This window comes from Fundidesulfovibrio terrae (assembly GCF_022808915.1).
GTDB lineage: Bacteria > Desulfobacterota > Desulfovibrionia > Desulfovibrionales > Desulfovibrionaceae > Fundidesulfovibrio > Fundidesulfovibrio terrae.
Genome location: NZ_JAKZFS010000001.1, coordinates 113,445 through 133,896, shown reverse-complemented (window position 1 = coordinate 133,896; position 20,452 = coordinate 113,445). Strand labels below are relative to the sequence as shown.

The 20,452-nt window shown below is 65.2% G+C and carries 18 protein-coding genes; 8 read left to right on the top strand and 10 right to left on the bottom strand.

Annotated elements, in window-relative coordinates; genetic code table 11:
• Nucleotides 1-308: 308 nt before the first annotated feature.
• The 8 genes from pta (at nt 309) to ML540_RS00610 (ending at nt 8,472) form a co-directional block, all read left to right on the top strand.
• Nucleotides 309-2,402 carry a phosphate acetyltransferase gene (gene pta, locus ML540_RS00645; protein WP_243357821.1) on the top strand — a complete coding sequence of 698 codons (2,094 nt, stop codon included), beginning with the start codon at nt 309-311 and terminating at the stop codon, nt 2,400-2,402.
• Nucleotides 2,403-2,426: 24 nt separating this feature from the next.
• A complete protein-coding gene (locus ML540_RS00640) occupies nt 2,427-3,638 on the top strand; it encodes an acetate kinase (protein ID WP_243357819.1) in 1,212 nt (403 codons plus the stop codon).
• 147 nt (nt 3,639-3,785) lie between these two features.
• Nucleotides 3,786-4,214, top strand: coding sequence for a hypothetical protein (locus ML540_RS00635; RefSeq protein WP_243357817.1), 429 nt, complete (start codon nt 3,786-3,788; stop codon nt 4,212-4,214).
• A gap of 140 nt (nt 4,215-4,354) precedes the next feature.
• On the top strand, nt 4,355-4,678 hold the full coding sequence (locus ML540_RS00630; RefSeq protein WP_243357814.1) for a cupin domain-containing protein: 324 nt from the start codon (nt 4,355-4,357) through the stop codon (nt 4,676-4,678).
• 269 nt (nt 4,679-4,947) lie between these two features.
• Nucleotides 4,948-5,586 carry a DUF2491 family protein gene (locus ML540_RS00625; protein WP_243357812.1) on the top strand — a complete coding sequence of 213 codons (639 nt, stop codon included), beginning with the start codon at nt 4,948-4,950 and terminating at the stop codon, nt 5,584-5,586.
• An 84-nt stretch (nt 5,587-5,670) separates the two neighbouring features.
• Nucleotides 5,671-6,654 (top strand): coiled-coil domain-containing protein, encoded by a 984-nt coding sequence (locus ML540_RS00620; RefSeq protein ID WP_243357811.1) that lies wholly within the window; start codon nt 5,671-5,673, stop codon nt 6,652-6,654.
• Nucleotides 6,655-6,674: 20 nt separating this feature from the next.
• Entirely contained in the window at nt 6,675-7,436 is a 762-nt protein-coding gene (locus ML540_RS00615; RefSeq protein WP_243357809.1) for a hypothetical protein, read from the top strand.
• Nucleotides 7,437-7,701: 265 nt separating this feature from the next.
• Nucleotides 7,702-8,472 carry a TSUP family transporter gene (locus ML540_RS00610; protein WP_243357806.1) on the top strand — a complete coding sequence of 257 codons (771 nt, stop codon included), beginning with the start codon at nt 7,702-7,704 and terminating at the stop codon, nt 8,470-8,472.
• Nucleotides 8,473-8,550: 78 nt separating this feature from the next.
• Here the strand turns inward: ML540_RS00610 and hmcD are convergent, their stop codons facing one another.
• The 10 genes from hmcD to ML540_RS00560 all read right to left on the bottom strand — a co-directional run bounded on the left by hmcD (nt 8,551) and on the right by ML540_RS00560 (nt 20,452).
• Nucleotides 8,551-8,691, bottom strand: coding sequence for a sulfate respiration complex protein HmcD (hmcD, locus tag ML540_RS00605; RefSeq protein WP_243357804.1), 141 nt, complete (start codon nt 8,689-8,691; stop codon nt 8,551-8,553).
• 15 nt (nt 8,692-8,706) lie between these two features.
• The gene (gene hmcC / locus ML540_RS00600) at nt 8,707-9,948 is read right to left on the bottom strand and encodes a sulfate respiration complex protein HmcC (protein ID WP_243357802.1); all 1,242 of its coding nucleotides are present in this window, start codon (nt 9,946-9,948) and stop codon (nt 8,707-8,709) included.
• Between the two features lie 11 nt (nt 9,949-9,959).
• Entirely contained in the window at nt 9,960-10,931 is a 972-nt protein-coding gene (gene hmcB / locus ML540_RS00595) for a sulfate respiration complex iron-sulfur protein HmcB (protein ID WP_243357800.1), read from the bottom strand.
• Nucleotides 10,932-10,941: 10 nt separating this feature from the next.
• Nucleotides 10,942-11,790: a cytochrome c3 family protein gene (locus ML540_RS00590; protein WP_243357797.1), complete on the bottom strand. Its 849-nt coding sequence runs from the start codon at nt 11,788-11,790 to the stop codon at nt 10,942-10,944.
• 556 nt (nt 11,791-12,346) lie between these two features.
• On the bottom strand, nt 12,347-12,757 hold the full coding sequence (locus ML540_RS00585; RefSeq protein ID WP_243357796.1) for a cytochrome c3 family protein: 411 nt from the start codon (nt 12,755-12,757) through the stop codon (nt 12,347-12,349).
• A complete protein-coding gene (locus tag ML540_RS00580) occupies nt 12,757-14,052 on the bottom strand; it encodes a (Fe-S)-binding protein (protein ID WP_243357794.1) in 1,296 nt (431 codons plus the stop codon). The genes ML540_RS00585 and ML540_RS00580 overlap by 1 nt, the downstream gene beginning before the upstream one ends.
• Nucleotides 14,053-14,062: 10 nt before the next feature.
• The gene (locus tag ML540_RS00575; RefSeq protein ID WP_243357793.1) at nt 14,063-14,713 is read right to left on the bottom strand and encodes a respiratory nitrate reductase subunit gamma; all 651 of its coding nucleotides are present in this window, start codon (nt 14,711-14,713) and stop codon (nt 14,063-14,065) included.
• A 754-nt stretch (nt 14,714-15,467) separates the two neighbouring features.
• Nucleotides 15,468-15,917, bottom strand: coding sequence for an RrF2 family transcriptional regulator (locus ML540_RS00570; RefSeq protein ID WP_243357790.1), 450 nt, complete (start codon nt 15,915-15,917; stop codon nt 15,468-15,470).
• Between the two features lie 103 nt (nt 15,918-16,020).
• Nucleotides 16,021-19,092: a DEAD/DEAH box helicase gene (locus ML540_RS00565; RefSeq protein WP_243357789.1), complete on the bottom strand. Its 3,072-nt coding sequence runs from the start codon at nt 19,090-19,092 to the stop codon at nt 16,021-16,023.
• A complete protein-coding gene (locus ML540_RS00560; protein WP_243357786.1) occupies nt 19,079-20,452 on the bottom strand; it encodes a sigma-54-dependent transcriptional regulator in 1,374 nt (457 codons plus the stop codon). Before ML540_RS00560 ends, ML540_RS00565 begins: the two co-directional genes overlap by 14 nt.

The following is a 20,452-nucleotide window of genomic DNA, read 5'->3' as shown; positions in this document are numbered from 1 at the left end:
AAAGCGTCATATGGCACGGTCCTTGTTAAGGGAATCCATCCAGTCTGCTCAGGGCCCCGGGTTCCTGGCGGACGCGAATTCTTCGTGGACAAACATGACCACCTCCGCCCGCCCGCGCGGTCCAAGGCCCGCCGGATACGCTTCCCCTTTCCTTGATCCCCTGGACCAGGACGCTCACGCGCGCCCCGGCCCATACCTCGTTTCCTCCGGCCGCGAACCGGCCGGCATGTTGGTTCCCACGCTCATCCGGCGGCATCCTTCCCTTCCCGCCGGTTCCCACCCACTTATACCTCACCGAGGAGACCCGCATGGCTAAGAATCTCTATATCATCGCCACCGAGGCCCGCAGCGGCAAGTCCGCCATCTGCCTGGGCGTGATGCAGCTTCTTCTGAAGGATTTCCAGCGCGTCGCCTTCTTCCGCCCCATCATATCCGGCAACGCCCAGGGCAAGAAGGACCACGACATCAACCTGATCCTCTCGCAGTTCTACCTGAACATGCGCTACGAGGAGACCTTCGCCTACACCCTGGACCAGGCCCGGGACATGATCAACCAGGGCAAGCACACAGTGCTGCTGGAAAACATCCTCTCCAAATACAAGGACCTGGAAGCCCGCTACGACTTCGTGCTCTGCGAAGGCACCGACTTCGTGGGCGGCGACTCGGCCTTCGAATTCGACATCAACGCCGAGATCGCGGCCAACCTGGGCTGCCCGGTGATCCTGGTGGCCAACGGCCACGACAAGAACGCCGCCAACCTGGTGGCCACCACCCAGATCGCCATCGACACCTTCTCCGAGAAGGGCCTGGACATCTTCGCCACCATCGTCAACCGCGTGGACCCGGGCATCGAGCAGAAGGTCCTCGAGGGCCTGACCTGCAAGTACATCGGCGGGCAGGACTGCCTGACCTACGCCATCCCCGAGGAGCCCACCCTGGGCAAGCCCACCGTGGGCGACGTGACCAAGTGGCTGGGCGCGCAGGTGCTCTACGGCAAGGACCAATTGGACACCCCCATCGACGACTACATCGTGGCCGCCATGCAGGTGGGCAACTTCCTGGATTACCTGAAGAAGGGAGCCTTGGTCATCACCCCGGGCGACCGCGCCGACGTGGTGCTCGGCTGCTACGCCTCGCGGCTTTCCACCGCCTACCAGGACGTGGCCGGCATCGTGCTCACCGGCGGCATCGAACCCCACCAGAACATCAAGAAGCTCATCGACGGATGGACCGGCGTCCCCCTGCCGGTTCTCCTGGCCGAGGGGCACACCTACAAGGTGGCCCGCATCCTCATGGACCTCTACGGACGCATCGAGTCCGACGACCAGAAGAAGATCGCCACCGCCCTGGGCACCTTCGAGCAGCACGTCAAGGGCGACGACTTCCGCGCCCGCCTGGAGGCCAAGAAATCCTCCAAGATCACGCCCAAGATGTTCGAATACAGCCTGATCGACAAGGCCAAGCACCAGAAGCAGCACATCGTCCTGCCCGAGGGCACTTCCGGGCGCATCCTGCGCGCCGCCGACATCCTGCTTAGGCGCGGCGTGGCCGACCTGACCATCCTGGGCAAGGAAAACGAGGTCCGCCCGCTGATCTCCCAGCTGGGCCTGGACCTCTCCGGCGCCCAGATCATCGATCCCGTGCTCTCGCCCTATTACGAGGAGTACTGGAAGACCTACTACGAGATGCGCAAGACCAAGGGCGTCACCGAGGAGATGGCCCGCGACCAGATGCTCTCCCCCACCTACTTCGGCACCATGATGGTGCAGATGGGCCAGGCCAGCGGCATGGTCTCCGGCTCCATCACCACCACCCAGGAGACCATCCGGCCCGCCCTTCAGATCATCAAGACCAAGCCGGGCATGTCCATCGTGAGCTCCGTGTTCCTGATGTGCCTCTCCGACCGCGTGCTGGTCTTCGGCGACTGCGCCGTGAACCCCAACCCCAACGCCCAGCAGCTGGCGGAAATCGCCCTCCAGTCGGCCCAGACCGCCACGGCCTTCGGGGTCGATCCGCGCATCGCCATGCTCTCCTACTCCACGGGCGCGTCGGGCTCCGGCGCGGAAGTGGACAAGGTGCGCGAGGCCACCAAGATCGCCCACGAGATGTCCCCCGAGCTCAAGCTCGAAGGCCCCCTGCAGTACGACGCGGCCATCGACCCCGAAGTGGCCCAGCTCAAGATGCCGGGCTCCGAGGTTGCGGGCAAGGCCACGGTGTTCATCTTCCCGGACCTGAACACCGGCAACAACACCTACAAGGCCGTGCAGCGCGCCGCCCAGGCCGTGGCCATCGGCCCCGTGCTCCAGGGCCTCAACAAGCCCGTCAACGACCTCTCCCGCGGCTGCACCGTGGAAGACATCGTCAACACCGTCGCAATCACCGCCATCCAGGCGCAACACTAATATAGCTGAAGGAGACGTCTTCTCATGAAAGTTCTCGTGCTCAACTGCGGCAGCTCGTCGCTGAAATACCAGCTCATCGACATGGCCACCGACGCCGTGCTGTGCTCCGGCCTGGCCGAGCGCATCGGCGAGGCCATGGGCAAGATCACCCACAAGGCTTTCCCCGGCCTGGACAACCAGAAGGTCGTCACCGTCGAGGAGCCCTTCAAGGACCACACCGCAGCCCTTGGCCGCTGCGCCGCCCTGATCACCTCGGGCGACGCCGCCGTGGCCGCCCCCTCCGAGATCGGCGCCATCGGGCACCGCGTGGTGCACGGCGGCGAGGCCTTCCGCCAGCCCACGATCATCACCCCCGACGTGGTGGCCACCATCAAGAAATTCTGCGCGCTGGCCCCGCTGCACAACCCGGCCGGACTCATGGGCATCGAGGCGGCCACCGCCCTGTTCCCGGGCGTCAAGCAGGCTGCCGTGTTCGACACCGCCTTCCACGGCACCATCCCGGACTACGCCTACCTCTTCGCCATCCCCTTCAGCCTCTACGAGGAGCTGGGCATCCGCCGCTACGGCTTCCACGGCACCTCGCACGGCTACGTGGCCAAGAAGCTGGCCCAGGTCGCGGGCAAGCCCGCGGGCGAGACCAGCTGCGTCACCGTGCACCTGGGCAACGGCTGCTCCATGGCCGCCGTGAAGAACGGCCAGTGCGTGGACACCTCCATGGGCCTGACCCCGCTCATGGGCCTGATGATGGGCACCCGCTCCGGCGACGTCGACCCCTCCCTGCACGCCTTCCTGTCCGCCAACAAGGGCATGTCCATCGAGCAGGTGGACACCCTGCTCAACAAGGAAAGCGGCCTCAAGGGCATCTGCGGCCTGAATGACATGCGCGACATCCACGCCGCGCGCGAGAAGGGCGACAAGAAGTCCGAACTGGCCCTGAAGATGTTCTGCTACCGCGTGAAGCACTACATCGGCGCCTACCTGGCCGCCCTGGACGGCTGCGACGCCGTGGTGTTCACCGCCGGCATCGGCGAGAACGACCCCGACGTGCGCCAGCTCTGCTGCGACACCCTGGGCTCCATCGGCGTCAAGATCGACCGCGACCGCAACTACGGCTTCAAGCGCGGCCAGATCACCAAGATCTCCACCGACGACTCCCCGGTGGCCATCTACATCATCCCCACCAACGAAGAGCTGGAGATCGCCACCCAGACCTACTCCCTGGCCAACGGGAAATAGCTCTTCCTCCTTCCGCCTTCCTGGCTATACCCGGGGGCCGCGCAACGCGGCCCCCTTTTTTAACGCAAACAAGCGGTTATCATTGACCGGAAGAAATCACCGATGCTACAGAAAAAAGAAAGACTCGGCCATCTGAGGAGGCATGCAATGGAAGAGGCGAAAGAACTGCGCACCCACCTGCGCAATACATTCAAACAGCTTTCCGATTCCGACGTCGAGGATCTTGCCGCCAAGATCGAGACCGTGCGCGAGAACTACAAGTTCCGCTACGGCAAGCTCATGGACTACGCCCAGTTCTTCTCCGGCGTGATCATGAACGTGGAACTGGAAAACCACAGCTCCTTCCCCAGGGCCGTGGAACTTGAGGACCTCGGCTCCGGCAAGGCCCTTGGGCGCATCTTCTTCAATCCCTGGCAGCGCAAGACCGTGGCCGTCACCGCCCTGTGCGGCGGCTTCGGACGCCTGCGCTACAAGACCCCCAAAATGGGCGAGTTCGTGGAAACCCCCTTCCTGCAGGAAGGCGAGGTCTACCGCTTCACCCACGCCCGCGCCGCCATCGCGGGCCCCAGCTCGTAGGGTTGGATGCGTCGCTCCCGCGTATGCCCGGGCGCGACGCACGGACACGAGTCGTTGCAACGGTCCGCGCCGCCGGGGAAGCCTCCCGCCCCGGCGGCGTCAATCTGCGCAGGCCGCGTGAGCGGCCAGGAGGCCGTCCCATGGCCGAGAACAAGCCCGCCTACACCATAGCCGACAAGCTGCCCATCGTGGCCACCCCGGACGTCAAGGTCACGCTCATGACCTACGCGCCCGGCCAGGAGGTTCCCTGGCACAGCCACACCACAGTCACCGACTCCACCTTCTGCCTGGCAGGCGACGTGGAGCTGGCCTTCCGCGACCCCGAGGAGGCCGTGCTCCTGAAACCGGGCGACTTCCGCCAGGTTCCGCCCGGGCGGACACACCGCGTGCGCTGCCTGGGCCCGGACCCTTGCAAGGTGCTGCTGGTGCAGGGCGTGGGCGCATACGATTTCAAGCCCGCCTGAGACGGCCCGAACCTCCGCTTCCGCGTCGCGGCGCCAGGGTGCTCCCGAGGCCCTGGGCCCGTGTCTGCGCGCGCCTGTGCCTTCACGTGCCACGCTCCCCGGGCAGCTCCACTCCGCTACGCCCTCTGCCTCTTCCCCGCTCTTGCCGCGGCCAAGCCGCCCCTTCCCCGAACATGGACGCAATTTCATGGAATCAAGGGCGTTTGCCCCTTGCTAAACGCCCTTGCCATACCTACATGCTTGATCACTTCGATCCCAAAGGAGCCGAAATGTTCTGGAAGTCCAGCAAGGAGACCACGACCTATCCCGGTTTCCCCAAACTGCCCGGTACGCTTCGCATCGGGGCCATCCTGGCCGTGGAGCCGGGCGAGGCGCTGCGCTACGAGGGCCTGAACCTCACCCTGCCCCTCCCCCCGGGCGAGATGGTGGTGGAGGCCGTCTCCGGCATGGAGCTCTTCGGGCTCACGGTCAGCCGGGCCTACGTGAAGACGGATGAACGCCAGTTCCTGTTCCAGTTCCAGCAGCAGAAGGACGGCACGCTCCTGGACGTGAACTGCTTCCAGGTCTACCAGGAGATCTACCCCGCCTCGGAGTCCGACTGGGAGACCTGGCTCGGCGAGGGCGGCCTCATCGGAGGCAAGGACTTAAACGCCCCCAACGGCGCGACCTACTCCCGCGACTGGGGGGACGGGGCTTACTCCGAACCCGTGGAGGCCGAGGAGCGCATCTTCACCGCGCCGGACGCCGCCCCCATCGTGGTGAACCACAAGATGATGCTCTACAGCCGCGAGCTGGGGGGAGACGCCCAGGAATACATGCTCGTCAGCGCCGACGAGGAGCCCGGACAGGCCCTGGTGCGCTGCCTGGCGGGCGTGGTCATGACCCCCCAGGCCCTCAAGATCTACTAACTTGCGCTTCTTGAAACATGCGTCCCCAGGCAGTAAAGAGAAGCATCCGTCATTCTGGAAACGTTTCAAGAGGTGAGTGCTGACATGCGATCCAGATCGATCCTGGCCCTGGCCGTGGCCCTCGTGCTCGTGTTCGGCCCCGCGGCCGCGGCGTTCGCCAAGTCGAGCGGCAGCCGGTCCAGCGGTTCGTTTTCCTCAGGCGGCAGCCGGTCTGGCTCGTCGGGCTGGTCCAGCTCCACGCGGCCGTCCTCGCCGCCGCCCTCGTCGTCCGGAAGTTCGAGTTCGTCGGGCTGGTCCAGCACGTCCAAACCCACCACGCCGTCACAGTCCCCTTCGGCCCCGGCCCAGAGCTCACCGGGCACCGGGGGCACGGGCGGCGGCTGGTCCAACACCGGCGGCGCGTCCTCGTCCGCCACGTCCTCGAGGACGGGCGGCACCTCGGCCTTCTCCTCGGCCGGAGCCGACTCGGTGAAGAAGCAGGCCGCCACCACCTCCTACAAGGGCTACCAGGGGCTCTACTCCAAGCCGGGCAACCCGGTTAACCCCGGCCAGGTGAGCACCTCCAAGCCCATCCTCAACCAGAACCGCACCTTCGGCTCCTACCAGGAGTACAACGGCTACCGGGACAACTACTACGCCGGGCGCGGCTGGTCCGCCCCCAGCTACGCCTTCGGCAGCTATTCGGGCTTCGGCATGTGGGACGCCATGTTCATGTGGTTCATGCTCTCCCACCTCTCCTCCGGCCCGGGTTTCTTCTACAACCACCAAAGCGATCCCGGCGTGCAGGCCTTCCGCCAGGAGGCCCAGAAGCTGTCGGAATCCAACGCCGACCTCAAGAAGCAACTGGACGAGCTCAACGCCAAGCTGGACGACATGAAAAAGAACGGCGTCCCCGTGGATCCCACGGCCATGCCCAAGGACGTGGACCCCAACATCGCCCTGGCCCAGCCCATGATCGCAACAGCCACCGAACCTGAGAACGCCTCCCGGTCCCTCTTCTGGCCCATCGTGGGAATGGTGGGCCTGGGCGGGGCGGCCTGGCTGCTCTTCGCAAGAAAACGCGCCTAACATCCTAAGGAGTCATCCGAATGCTCAGTTTCCTGAAGAACTTCTTCGCGGTCAAAGCCACGGACGTACAGACCAGCTTCGTACAGATGCTCGTCGAGTTTGATCCCGAGACCGCCTCCGAAGCCGAGATCGCCACCCTGGACGAGGCCCTCACCAAGCTCACCCAGCAGATGGTGGCCGCCAAACACGCCTGGGAAAAGGAAGACCGCGAGGCCCAGGAGATCAAGAAGAACTACGACCTGCGCCTGGCCGCCGCCGAACGCCTCCAGGCCAAGGCCGAGAGCGCCCAGGGTGACGAGAAGGCCCAGGTTGAGGCCAGCCTGGCCGCGCTGCTGGCCGATCTCGAAAAGATGGTTCCCGAGATCGACCGCGAGGCCCAGGAGGCCGTGGAGGCCAAAGGATACTACGACGAGCTGGCCCAGGCCGTGAAAAGCGCCTCGGAGCGCCTGAAGACCGCACGCGAGCGCTTAAGCGACGCCAAGCGCCGCATGGACGTGGCCAAGGTGCGCATGGAACGCGCCCAGGAGCAGGAGGACCGCGCCAAGGTGGTCGCCGGCATCAAGAAGCAGGCCGACTCCCTGGGCACGGCCTTCGACGCCATGTCCAAGAAGGCCTCCGAGATGGAGGCCAAGACCGAGGTGCACAACCAGAAGACCCAGCTCCTGGCCCCGCCCAAGGCCGAAGACCCGCTCATCGCCCAGGCCCTCAAGGAGGCCGCCGGTGAGCAAGCCAAGCCCGAACAGAGCCTGGCGGACAGGCTCGCGGCGTTGAAGAAGAAATAGACGAGACGGGGCTCCGCCCCGTACCCCGGCAGGGCGCTGCCCTGCACCCGCCAGGGGGATGATCCCCCTGGACCCTCAATTAAGGCAGGAAGCGTGCAAAGCCACGCTTCCTGCCTTCTTTCATGCCCCATAATGTTCGCATCCCTGGACGCGAAGCTATACAGGATTCCAAAGGAACGAAGTTCCTTTGGCGGGAGAGTGCAGAGAGGGCGGCGCCCTCTTTGCCCGCCGGAGGCCTCCCCCCCATTTTTCAGGAGCCCGCCCCATGCAATACCTGCTCGTCTGCCTCACGGCCCTCGCCGCCTCCGGCCTGACCCTCTTTTCAGGCTTCGGCCTGGGCACCATCCTGTTCCCGGCCTTCGCCCTGTTCTTCCCCGTGGACGTGGCCATCGCCCAGACCGCCCTGGTGCATCTGGCCAACAACATCTTCAAGCTCTCCCTGTTCTGGCGCGACGCGGACCTCAAGACCGCCGTGCGCTTCGGCCTTCCGGCCATGGTCGCGGCCCTGGCCGGTGCAAAACTGCTCGCGCTTCTTTCGGACGTCCCGGCGCTTTTCAGCTACCAGCTGTTCGGCGCACGCCACGACATTTCAACCGTGAAGCTCGTCCTGGCCGTGCTCATGGTCATTTTCGCCCTGGCGGAACTCAAGGGTTCCATCAAGCAGCGTCCCGCCGTCGGCGGGATTGTCCTGGGCGGTCTCCTGAGCGGCTTTTTCGGCGGCCTGTCCGGCAACCAGGGGGCCTTCCGCAGCGCCTACCTGCTCAAGGCCGGGCTTACCAAGGAAGCCTTCATCGCCACGGGGGTGGTGCTGGCCTGCGCCGTGGACACCACCCGGCTGTCGGTCTACGCCGGGCACCTGGTCCGCCCGGAAGTGACCGGAGAACTGGGTCTGGTGACGAGCGCCGCCCTGGCCGCGTTCGCCGGGGCGTATTTCGGCAAGAAGCTGGCCCGGAAAGTGACCATTGAGGGTGTGAAGCGGCTGGTGGCCGGGATGATGATCGCCATCGCCGCCGGGCTGGCCAGCGGGATCGTCTAGGAGTAGAGCGTTTCGGCCTACGCAAAAAAGCCGCGGAGCATTCGCTCCGCGGCTTTCTGATTCAGGTTTCCGCCACGTTTAGTGGTCGTTCTTGTCCTTGGGCTCCTTGCCGGTGACGAAGAGCCACCAGCCGACGAACGTCGCCAGGAAGACGCCCATCAGGATGTAGGCCTCGCCTTTGGCGTGGACCATGAAGTCGTGGTAGACGTGGAATTCCATGTCCTTGCTCCTCGTTTAGTGATGGTCCTTGTAGGCCGGGTGATCGGAGAAGATGGCCATGTACTTCGAGACGAAGCGGAAGCACAGGATGATCAGCGTCACCACGAACACCGACACGATGACTTCCTGGACAGAGGGGAAGTACCTCTGCTCGGGAGCCAGGTGGATGTTGAAGCCGAACCAGGACACGTTGAAGCGGTTGACCACGATGCCCAGCACGCCGAGGGCGGCGGCCACCTTGATGGTGCCGATGCTGCGGGAGCGGTAGCCCACGGCGTACAGGAAGCAGGGCAGCAGCACGAAGCCGAACATCTCCACGAGCCACATCGCGCCGTACTTGCCGTCGAAGATGTAGCCCCACTTGCCCTCGCCCGCCATGGGGACCAGCTTCATGAAGAAGTAGCCCAGCATGATCACGGAGCAGGCCTTGGCGAACATGAACAGCACGCCGTCATGGTCGCGATTGTACTCGGGGCTCATGCGGCTGTGCATGTAGTGGTGGGAGATGGTGCCCTCGAAGATGACCATGGACATGCCCGCGAACATCGAGGACACGAAGAACTGCAGGGGCAGCTGGGCGGAGTACCACAGCGGGTGCAGCTTGTGCGGCGCGATGAGGTAGAGCATGCCCAGGGACGACTGGTGCATGGTGGAGAGCACGATACCCATGATGGTCAGGGGGATAGTGCACTTGTGGATGATGTGGCTGATCTTCTGGAGGCCAACCCAGTCGGTGAAGTTGGGCAGCCATTCGATGGCCAGCACCGTGACGTAGAGCATGACGCACAAGCCCACTTCGAAGAGAACAGAGCTGGTGCCGGGGGACCAGAACACCGGGTAGGGCAGGCGCCACGGCTGGCCCACGTCGTAGAGCAGGGCGTACACGACGAAGGCGTAGCCCAGGAACGCAGTGAGGATGGCGGGCTTCACCGCGGTGCGGAAGCCCTTGATGTTGAAGATCAGCGCGGCGCAGGTGGTGGTGTAGCCACCGGCGGCCAGGGCGACGCCGCAGAGCAGGTCGAAGCTGATCCAGATGCCCCAGGGGTTGTTGTTGTCGAGGTTGGTGGTCTTGGCCAGGCCGCCGATGAAGAAGCGGTTGACCGTGACGCACACGCCCGCGATGAAGATCAAGGAAAGGATCGGATGTTCCTTGATGAACTGGATGTAGGTCTTGGGCTTCAGCAGGCTCCGGATGACCCCCCAGGCTTCGGCGGGCGGCAGAATGACCGGCTGAGCGCCGTGATCGTGATGGCTCATGATCTGCCCCCTTATTTCCCGGCCTTGGCCCGCTCGGCGGCGACGGCTTCGGCAACGGCTGTATTTTTCTCGTCCTCGGCCTTCTTGTCCTTCCACTTGGTGATCTGCCAGATGCCACCCAGGAGGACCGGCCAGAGGCAGGCCACCAGGGGCACCAGGCCCAGGGCGGAAGAGGTCAGCTGGGGAGCGGCGGTGGTGCCCAGGTCCTCACGCAGGCCGATCTGGGCGAAGGGCACGTGGGAGATGTACATCCAGTTGGTGCCGCCCATCTCGGTCTCGCCGTAGACGTGGGGCAGGTACTTGCCGGGCACGGCCTGGATGCGCGCCCAGGCTTCCTTGATCAGGTCTTCGCGCTTGCCCCAGACCAGGGCCTCCATGGGGCAGGCTTTCACGCAGCCGGGGACGGTGGTCTTTCCGGCTTTGATGTGCGGATGGCACATGTGGCACTTCTGCACGTAGGGGATCAGCTTGTCGAAGTCGTAGGCCGGGACGTCCCACGGACAGGCGATCATGCAGTAGCGGCAGCCCACGCAGACGCTGCCGTTGTAGGTCACGGCGCCTTCGGGATTCTTCTTGAAGGCGTTGACGAAGCAGGCCGAGGCGCAGGCCGGCTCCTTGCAGTGCATGCACTGGGCCTTCTTGAACACGGGGGTCTTGCCGCCCAGGGCCTGAGGCTCGAACTTGTTCACGATGGTGTACATCGTATTGTCCGTGCGGGCCTTGGCGTTCATGCCCTTCAGGTCCTCGAACACCTTGGGGTCCTTCGGGGGGAGGGTGGACCAGGGTTCGGTGATGTTTTCGGAGTTGATCTTGTTGCAGCCGATTTCGCACTGGCGGCAGCCAATGCAGCGGCTGGCGTCGAAGAGGACGCCATAGGAGTTGGGATAGCCCTCGAAGGAGTGCCCGCCGGCCGCGTTGGCCTGTCCGGCCAATGCGGTGGCCGTGGCCGCGCCTGCGAGTCCCAGGAAGTGTCTGCGCTTCATAGGTACCTCGTTATTTCTTGGGCGCGTGGCAGCCCTTGCAGTCGGTGGCGGCGACAGGTTCGACGCCCATGGCCTTGTGGCACTGGATGCACTGGATGTGATAGGCGGCCATCAGACCCGGGCGGTTGGGCTCGTCCTTGGCGTAGGGCTTGCCGTGGCAGGTGCCGCACTTGGGCGGAACCGCGCCGACCGGGGTGTGGTGGTGGCAGCCCTGGCACAGGGCGGCATCGCCGGAGTGGAAGCCCTGGGCCAGACCGCTCTTGGCGGCGTCCTTCAGGTAGTCCACGTGGGCGGAGTGGTTGAAGGAGACCGGTCCGTACTGCTTGGAGAGGGCGCCAATATCCACGGTGTCGGGCTGGGCCGGCTTGGCGGCCGGGGCCTGCGCGGCCTTGGGGTCCTTGTGGCAGACAGTGCAGGAATCATCCTTGGGGCCGGCGGAAATGTTCTTGTGGCATCCGGCGCACTTCGGCTTCTGGGTTTCCTTGTAGTGGCAACCCACACAGCTGGACTTGGACTGGGCAGCGTGCATAGCCTGGGAGAGCTGCACATTGCCGCCCTCGGGCGACCCCTGGCTGGTGTGGCAGGAAGAGCAGGGATCCTGGGAACCGGTATGGTGGCAGGTGTCGCAGTCGCCTACCGCTGCTTCGTGTTTTTGGTGGTTGAACACCGCCTTGGACAGGGGGCCCTGTCCCGGCTTTCCGCCGACGGCGGTACCGCTCATAATGATTTGCGGCGACTGAGCATTGGCCTGACTACCTAAACCCACTCCCAGCCCGGCCAGCAGAGCCGAAGCCAGGGAGAGGGTCAGAGTCAGCAGAAAGACCCTGGCCCAGCGTGACCTGGAAACACGTTTCACCATACGCACCCGTCCTTGCCTCTAGGGGTTGAATGCCCGAAACCGCACCACCAGGGACCCACCCCCCCGGACAATGCGGCGCTGCGATAAACAGCTGGCCTGCAACGATTTTGCACAGTGCCTAGACCACGAACAAGAGCTTCGTCAAGTCGTTCGTGAAAGAAGGGACATGGCGGATGCCCAGGCGTCGCCTGGCTGCCCGGCGGGTGTGCCGCGCCAGGCCTTGGCTTCCGGCGTTTTCATCCCCTCCCGGCGAGGATGATATCTGTTGCCCCCTGATCGAATACCATACTATTAAGGTAGTTATTCACCCTCTCGATCAGCCTGGGGAGCCGCTTGACGACTCTCCAGTCCCTCCCGGAGCAGCCCGGCAATGGCTGGGATGCGGCCGGTCCACTGCAGGCGGATACACGGGACAGCCCCATCGGCCTGTGGGCCATGCCGCCGCGGCGGCCGAGCTTGTGAAAATTTGGAACAAAAAGAGCCCCGGGTCCGCAAGCCGAAGCTTGCGGACACCGGGGCAGGCGGGGTGGGGACTCCCGACCTTGATTCGGAAAGCCTACTTCACCGTGTGGCACCCGGCGCAGGAGCGGGGGCCGAAGTCCAGCTTCTTGTTGGTGGGCATCTTTTCATGGCAGCCCCAGCACAGCTTGTGGCTGGCCTGCTGCAGGCCGATCTTGCTCGAAGGCTTGGTTCCGGCGTGGCAGGCCGCGCAGGAGGTCTCGTCGCCCTCGGTCCAGAGGTTCTTGCCAGGCTGCTTGGGGTCGTACTTGTGGTGGCAGGTGGTGCAGTCGTAGCCGAAGCCCACGTGCTTTTCGTGGGTGAAGGTCACGGCCCCGCGCTGCTTGCCGCCCGCGAAGGCCTTGGCGTTGTTCAGGGTCATGGTGGCGTCCTGGGCCTGGCCGGTCAGCGCGAAGGCGCACACAACGAGGGCCGCGAACACGGCGGCGAGAATTTTGGTGCGGCGCATTACTCGTCCTCCTCTCCTTCGGGCTTCATGTGGGGCGGCAGGTCCATGAGTTCGCAGATGAGCTCCTTGAAGCTCATGACCTTGATGCCCAGGTTGTATTCCTTGTTCAGGTCGTTGATCTGGTCCGTGCAGTTGTGGCAGGGCACCAGCACGAACTTGGCCCCGGTCTTCTGGATCTGCTCGGCCTTGACCTTGCCCGCGACCATGCGGGTCTTCTTGTAGTCCGCGCCCATGGGGATGAACCCGCCGCCGCCGCAGCAGCAGTGGCTCCATTCGCGGTGGGGCTCCATGGGGACGTAGTTCTCGCAGAGCATCTCCATGAGCTCGTCGCCGAGCTCGCCCAGGTCGCCCGAACGCGACAGGTTGCAGGGGTGCTGGTAGGTGATGGCGTCCTTGAACTTGTGCTTCAGCTTGATCCGCCCTTCCTTCATGTAGCTGTGGAAGAGGGCCACGGCGTGGGTGACTTCCACGGGGGCCTTCCCGCCGGGCTGCTTGGTCCAGTAGGGACCTTCATATTTGGCGGCGCGGTAGGCGTGGCCGCACTCGGTGATGCAGATCTTCTTGGCGCGCAGCTTGATGGCCGCGTCGTAGAGGGTCTGGGTCACCTGCCCGGCCACCTTCAGGTTGCCCGAGAACATGGAGAGGTTGGTGGCCTCCCAGCCGTGGCTGGGCATGGTCCAGTTCTCGCCGGCCGCGTGCATGACCATGGCCGCTTCCTGGATGTCCTGCGGGTAGTATTTGGGTTCGCGGGAGTTCACCACGAACATGATGTTGGTGTCTTCCTTGTCGATGGGGATTTCCAGGTCCTTCAGGCGGTCCTGGCCTTCCTCGGCCATCCACTCGCAGGTTTCGACGAACTCCTCGTCCGGGATGGACATCTGGTTGCCGAACTCCACGTAGCTCTGGTCGATGGTCATGAGGCGATCGGGGCAGACGTTCTGGGTGCGCATGCACTGGCGCGCCACGTTGATCATCACCGCGATCTCGATGCCGAAGGGGCAGTACTGGGAGCAGCGGCGGCACATGGTGCAGCGGGCCCAGGCGACCTCCTTCATCTCTTCGAGCTGGGCGCGGGTGACCTTGCCCTTGTTCTTCATGAGTTCGCCCAGAGTCTTGCGGGCCTTGTACTGGGGCATGAACTCGGGCTTGTTGTCGTTGGCCAGGTAGAAGAAGCACGACTCGGAGCACAGGCCGCACGAGGTGCAGGTCTTGAGCCAGGCGCGCAGGCGAGCGGAATCGTTGCGCTCGATGACCGCCATGATCTCTTCGGCGTTGACGGGCATTTGATCGGACATGATGTGCCTCCTACCAGGTCTTGGTGCCGCGGCGGGCGAACTCGCTGCCGATGAAGGCGCGCGTCATGAAGAAAAGGAACACGTGGGCCAGCTTGGTGAAGGGGATGCAGATGAGCATCAGGCACCCGGTGAACACGTGCAACATGAGCATGGTGTCGGGGTCGAGCAGCAGCTTGTGGGCGCTCAAGTACCCGGTGAGGAACGGCAGCACGGTGATCACCCAGACCACGATGTCCTTGCATTCGGTGACGATGCGCACCTGGGGCACGGCGAAGCGGCGGATGAGCAGGAACAGGGCCGCAGCCAGGAAGACCAGGGTCATCTTGTCCGCCACGGCGTCGGGCAGGCTCGGCCATGCGATGCCCCGGTTGAACTCCAGGGTGGCGGCGTGTCCCAGGGCGAACAGGGGAACCGCGATCAGGCAGACGTGGAAGGCGAAGGTGCCCACGGTGAGCCCCGGGTGTTCGCGCCAGCTGCGCGAACCGAAGGGCATGAGCCAGGCCCAGACGGACGCGGCCGCCGCGCCCGGGTTGTAGTGGTCGTAGTAGACCTTGTCCGTGCGCTTCGACATCTTGTAGAGCGACACGATCTGCCACAGGCTCCCCAGCACGAGGACAGCGAAGGCGATCCATACCAACGGACCGTTCACGAATGCGTACATGGCCTCTCCTTTGGAAGTGATGGTCCCACGTCACCTGCCGGACACCCCACGGCCCCCGGCCGCCAACAACGTTCCGCCCGAACCGGACGGATGCATCACGTTTTGGCGCATGTTGGGAGGAAGGCCCCGCGCAGGGAGAACCCCTGCGTCGGACGCTCGAACGCGTCATGACGGCCGGCGCTTCAGGATCGCGCCCGCGACGCCATTCGCGGCGATGGCCGTCCGCGACGGCTTTTTCGGCCAGCGCGGACTTGAAGTCCCCCCACCCCATGCATCCCGTGCCTGTCCTGGACCGCCCGATTCGGAAGGCCGAGACGCAAGCACATCGACCCGAGAAGCTTCTCCGGAATGCACCGACCATTTTTGCATTTGCATCAATGCCGGGCGGAGATTCTTTTTAACTCAGGTATATGCGGCCTACGCTTCCGTGTATAAACTGTCAAGCGCATGCTTTTCTACCTTCGTGGAGGGATTAGTACATTGGCGCTTAATTCAATCATACCTTCGTAGTCTGGTAAACACAGAGGGCATAATCCCCTCCAAAGGGGCTTGTGACACTTTTAACAAGCAAGCGCCACCACTCTTCCCCGCACCCCTTCGGGATGCTTCCTGCGCAGGAAATGACTGCATGTGGGAACGTGCCGCAAGACGCGCCTCCGCAGGGAGGCGCCCGGGCCGGTCCATGGAAGGGGCCGAAAACAGGGGGGAGAGAAGGGGCGGACCGGCCTCGCGCGAGACCGGTCCGCCCGTGGTCTTAGAGGGGCTTGCCCGGCTCGCAGGCTCCGGAGGTGCCGTCGAGGGCGCTGCTCTTCAAAAGCTCGTCCAGGCTCATGGAGTCCAGCCGTTCGAGCAAGGCCTTGCTCACTTCCTGCCAGAGCTTGCTGGTGGCGCAGGTCTTGAGGCGGGGGCAGCTGGTGCGTTCGGTCCAGCAGGTGACTAGGTTCAGGTCGCCCTCCAGGGCCCTGACGATTTCGCCCATGGAGATGTCCGCCGGGGGCTTGGCCAGCAGGTGCCCACCCTTGGAGCCGCGCATGCTGCGGATGAGGCCGGCCTTCTTGAGGATGCGCGACAGCTTCTCCAGGTACTTCACGGAAATGCCCTGGCGGTTGGCGATCTCGCTGACACGCACGGGGCCTCCGCCTCCGTTCTGGGCCAGGTCGAGGAGCATCCGGGTGCCGTACCGGCTGCGAGTGGTCAGTTTCATGCCGTATGTCCTTGTCGTTGCCCGTGACAGGAAGAATATCCGTTCGCGGATTGTGACGGAATCATTAGCCGTTGTCCAAGCCCATGACAAGCCGTGATCATTCCTACTTCCAGGAAACCGGGCAGCGCACGATCTTCTTGGCCTTGTTAGTGTACAGGAGATAGCCGGCGCTCCGCCCGAAGAGGTAGAGGTCGCGGGTGATGGCCACGTCGGCCGTGCAATAGCGGGTGATCTCGTCCACGCGCCCCTGCTTCCACCATTCGAGGGCCTTGAGCCCGTCGGCGGTCTTGGACGCGCCCAGGGTGGTGGACGCCAGGGAGTCCAGGGACAGGCGCACCCCGATGCGGTTCTTCACGTGCTCCAGCATGTCCAGGGTGGGGAGCGTGCCGAAGTCGAACTCCGTGTAGCCGCGCAGCACCTCGTAGTCGAAGCGGTTCACGTTGAAGCCCACCACCAGGTCGGCCTGGGCAAGGGTCGCCACGAGTTCGTCCACGCGGTCCTCGGTGAACGCCAGAAACTCGTCCAGGGCCGAATCGTAGACCACGCCCACGGACACGCGCATCTTGCGGGCGTTGTGCCAGCCGCCCACCTCCTGGGCCGAGAGCTGGGTCTCCAGGTCGAACACGGCGAAGCGGCCGGGGGGCGTGTCCGGGAGGAGCGGCGCCGCGCCGCGCACGAAATGGACGCGGTGGTCCGAGGATGGGCCGCCAGGGGAAATGCTCGTGCCGGAACGCTCCCGCGGCGCAGCTGGACTGCTGGAGGTGGCGGACACGGCGGATGATCCGGCAGGACGCCCATGCGCAGGGCGATCTCCGGACGCCCCAACCGGTTCCGGAGGGCGGCCCGACTGGCCGGACTGTTCCGCTACCGTCTCGATGTCGAAGGGTTCCGTGGTCTCGGGCGCGGCCCGGATGATGGACTCCACCACATACCCGGCCGCCACCTTGTCGATGGGCCGGTTGCCGGAGCCGCACTTGGGCGAGTGCACGCAGGAGGGGCAGCCGCTCTCGCAGGCGCAGCCGGTGATGGCCGAAAGCGTGCGCTCAAGAAGCTCGGCCGCGCGCCGGTAGGCCTGTTTGGTGAGTCCCACGCCGCCGGGCACGCCGTCGTAGATGAACACCGCCGCCCGGCCTAGCTGCGGGTGCAGGGGCGTGGAAATGCCGCCCAGGTCGTTGCGGTCGGTCATGACCAGAAGGGGCAGGATGCCGATGGAGGCGTGCTCCATGGCGTGGATGCCGCCCATGAAATGAAACAGCCGTCGCTCGGCCTCGTCCTGCACGGCGCGCGGGATCTCGTACCACAGCCCCTCGGTCTCGAAGGTGAGCGGCGGCAGGTCCAGGGGCACGATGTTCAGAAGCTGCCCGCCGCGCGTCTTGCGCCGCTCGAACCCGGTGACGGTTTCCGTGACCTTGAGCCGCCCGAAGCCCACCCTAGCCCCGAAGGCCGCGCCCTGAGCCTTCACCTCCAGGATCTCCGTGGTCTTCTGGCCTCGGGTGCGGGTGTAGTAGTCCACGTTTTTGGGGGCCACCCGGGCCAGGCGGTCGGCCAGGGACAGCTCCTCCACCACGAAGCTCACGCCCCTGTGCAGGTAGACCGCTCCGGGATGGGCCTCGCGGAAGGCCCGGTGCTCGTCCATGAACCCGATGGAGGCCCCGTCCACGGTTTCGATGTGGTAGCGCCCGCCCGAGCCGCGCAGGTCCACGTCGCGGTGCGGGGCCTTGCGCCCGGAGTGGATGCGCGTGCCGTCCGCGTCCAGGAGGAGCTTGCCCGTGTCCATGAGCCGGGCCACGGTCTTCTGGGCGGCCTCCGAGGCGATGTAGGGTTCGCCGGGGCGCAGGGCGAACTCGGCGGCGGCGCACTCCAGGTGCCGGGCCATGATGGCCGGGTTGTCCGGATTGACCACGGCGTCCTCGGGAGGGCGGTCGAAGAAGTCCTCCGGGTGGCGCATGAAATACTGGTCCAGGGCGTCCTCGCCCGCCACCAGGATCACGGCGGATTCGCGCATGCTTCTCCCCACCCGGCCGCCGCGCTGCCAGGTGGACATCACCGTGCCCGGGTAGCCCGAGAGGATGCACAGGTCCAGGCCGCCGATGTCGATGCCCAGCTCCAGGGCCGAGGTGGAGATCACCGCCAGGAGCTCGCCCGAGGCCATTTTCGCTTCGATCTCGCGGCGCTCCTCGGGCAAAAATCCCGAGCGGTAGGCGCTGATGCGCGAGGCGTAGGGCCCGGCCTTCTCGGCGGCCCACAGGGCGATGAGCTCGGTCATCTTGCGCGACTGGGTGTAGACGATGGTGCGAAGCCCCCGGGCCAGGGCCGCCTTGAGGAGCATGATGGCCGTGTGGGCCGCGCCCTGCAGCGGATTGACGAACAGGAAGTGGCGCTTGCCGCTGGGCGCTCCGGTCGTATCGACCACCTCCACGGGCAGGCCGGTGAGGGCCTGGGCCAGCTCTCCCGGGTTGCCGATGGTCGCCGAGCAGAAGAGGTGCGCGGGCTTTGCCCCGAAGCGCTCGCAGACCCGCGCGAGCCGCCGGAATACGTGGGACATGTGCGAGCCCATGACCCCCCGGTAGGTGTGCACCTCGTCCACAACCACGTGGGTGAGCCCGGCCAGGAAGGTGGCCCAGGTCTCCTGGTGGGGCAGGATGGAGAGGTGGAGCATCTCGGGGTTGGTGATGAGCACGTTGGGCGGGTTCTGCCTGATCTTCTTGCGGAAGTGCGGGGTGGTGTCCCCGTCGTAGACCCCCACCGTGGGGCGCGCGGAGGCGGGCAGCCCGGCGGTGAGCTCGGTGAAGGCCCGCAGCTGGTCCTGGGCCAGGGCCTTCAGGGGAAAAAGGAACAGAGCCCGGCTGGCCGGATCGGCGATGACCTGCTCCAGCACCGGCAGGGTGTAGGTGAGGGTCTTGCCCGAGGCTGTGGGCGTGGCCGCGACGACGTGGCGCCCGGCCCGGGCCAGGGAGCAGCACAAGGCCTGGTGGCTGTAGAGACGATCGATACCACGCGCGGCCAGAAGCTCGCGCACGGCCCGCGACAGGGGCCTGACCGGCTCGCCGTATTCGGCGTCGCGGGCGGGGATCACCCGGTGGTGGCAGATGCGGTCTTTCAGGCGCTCGGAGGCCTTGAGTGCCGAGACGTATTCGGCGACGCCGTCAGAGGTGCGCTCGTCAGTGTCCCGCAATGTTGTACTTCTTGAGCTTGTATTGCAGCAAGCTCTTGGAGACGCCCAGCATCTCGGCGGCCTTCACCTGCACGAAGTCGGTGCGGGCCAGGGCGCGGCGCACCAGGGCGGCCTCGATCTTCTCAAGCGTCTCGCCCAGGTTGATCTGCACGGGCAAAAGGTCCACGGCGGACTTGTACTGGGTCTCCTCGTCGCGCACCTCGGCGGGCAGGTCCTCCACGCCGATGAGCTCGCCCGAAGCCAGCACCACGCAGCGCTCCACCACGTTCTGGAGCTGGCGCACGTTGCCCGGCCACTCGTAGCCCGTGAGGGCGTCCATGGCCTCGGGGGTGAAGCCAGTGACGTTCTTGGAGTTCTCGGCGGCGTACTTGCGCAGGAAGTGCCCGGCCAGAAGCGGGATGTCCTCGCGCCTTTCACGCAGGGCGGGCATGTCGATGCGCACCACGTTCAGGCGGTAGTAGAGGTCTTCCCGGAAGGTTCCGGCGGCCACGGCGGCGGTCAAGTCCTTGTTGGTGGCCGTGACCACCCGGATGTCCACCTCGATGGGCTGGGTGCCGCCCACGCGCTCGAAGGTGCGCTCCTGCAGGACGCGCAGGAGCTTCACCTGGATGTCCGCCGAGAGCTCGCCGATCTCGTCCAAAAAGAGCGTGCCCCCATGGGCCATCTCGAAGCGGCCACGGCGCTTGGCCACGGCCCCGGTGAAGGAGCCCTTCTCGTGGCCGAAGAGCTCGCTCTCCAGCACCCCGGAGCTGAGCGCCATGCAGTTCACCGTGATGAAGGGCTGGTCCTTGCGCGGCGAGGCGTAGTGGATGGCCTTGGCCACCATCTCCTTGCCCGTGCCGGACTCGCCCATGATGAGCACCGTGGAGCGCGACGGCGCGGCCCGGTCCACCATCTCCAGCACCTGGCCCATGGCCTTGGAGCGCCCGATGACCTGGTGCACGGCGTAGCGCTCCTCCAGGCTTTTGCGCAGAAGGATGTTCTCGCGCTGGGTCTTGGCGAACTGGGCGGCCTTGGCCACGGTGAGCATGAGCTCCTCGTTGGAGAAGGGCTTGGTGACGTAGTCGAAAGCCCCCACGCGCATGGCGTCCACCGCGCCCTCGATGGAGCCGAAGGCGGTCATGATGATCACCGGGATGTGGGGATAAGACTTCTTGACCCGCTCGAGCACTTCCTGGCCGGTCATCTTGGGCATCTTCATGTCCGTGATGACCACGTCCACCTCGGACTCCTCCAGATAGGCCATGCCCATCTCCGGGTCGTCCAGGGCGGTTACGGCGTACCCGGCGTCCGACAGCAGGGCTTCCAGGATGAGCAGGTAGTTGCGTTCGTCGTCGAGGATGAGGACTTGAGTTGCCAT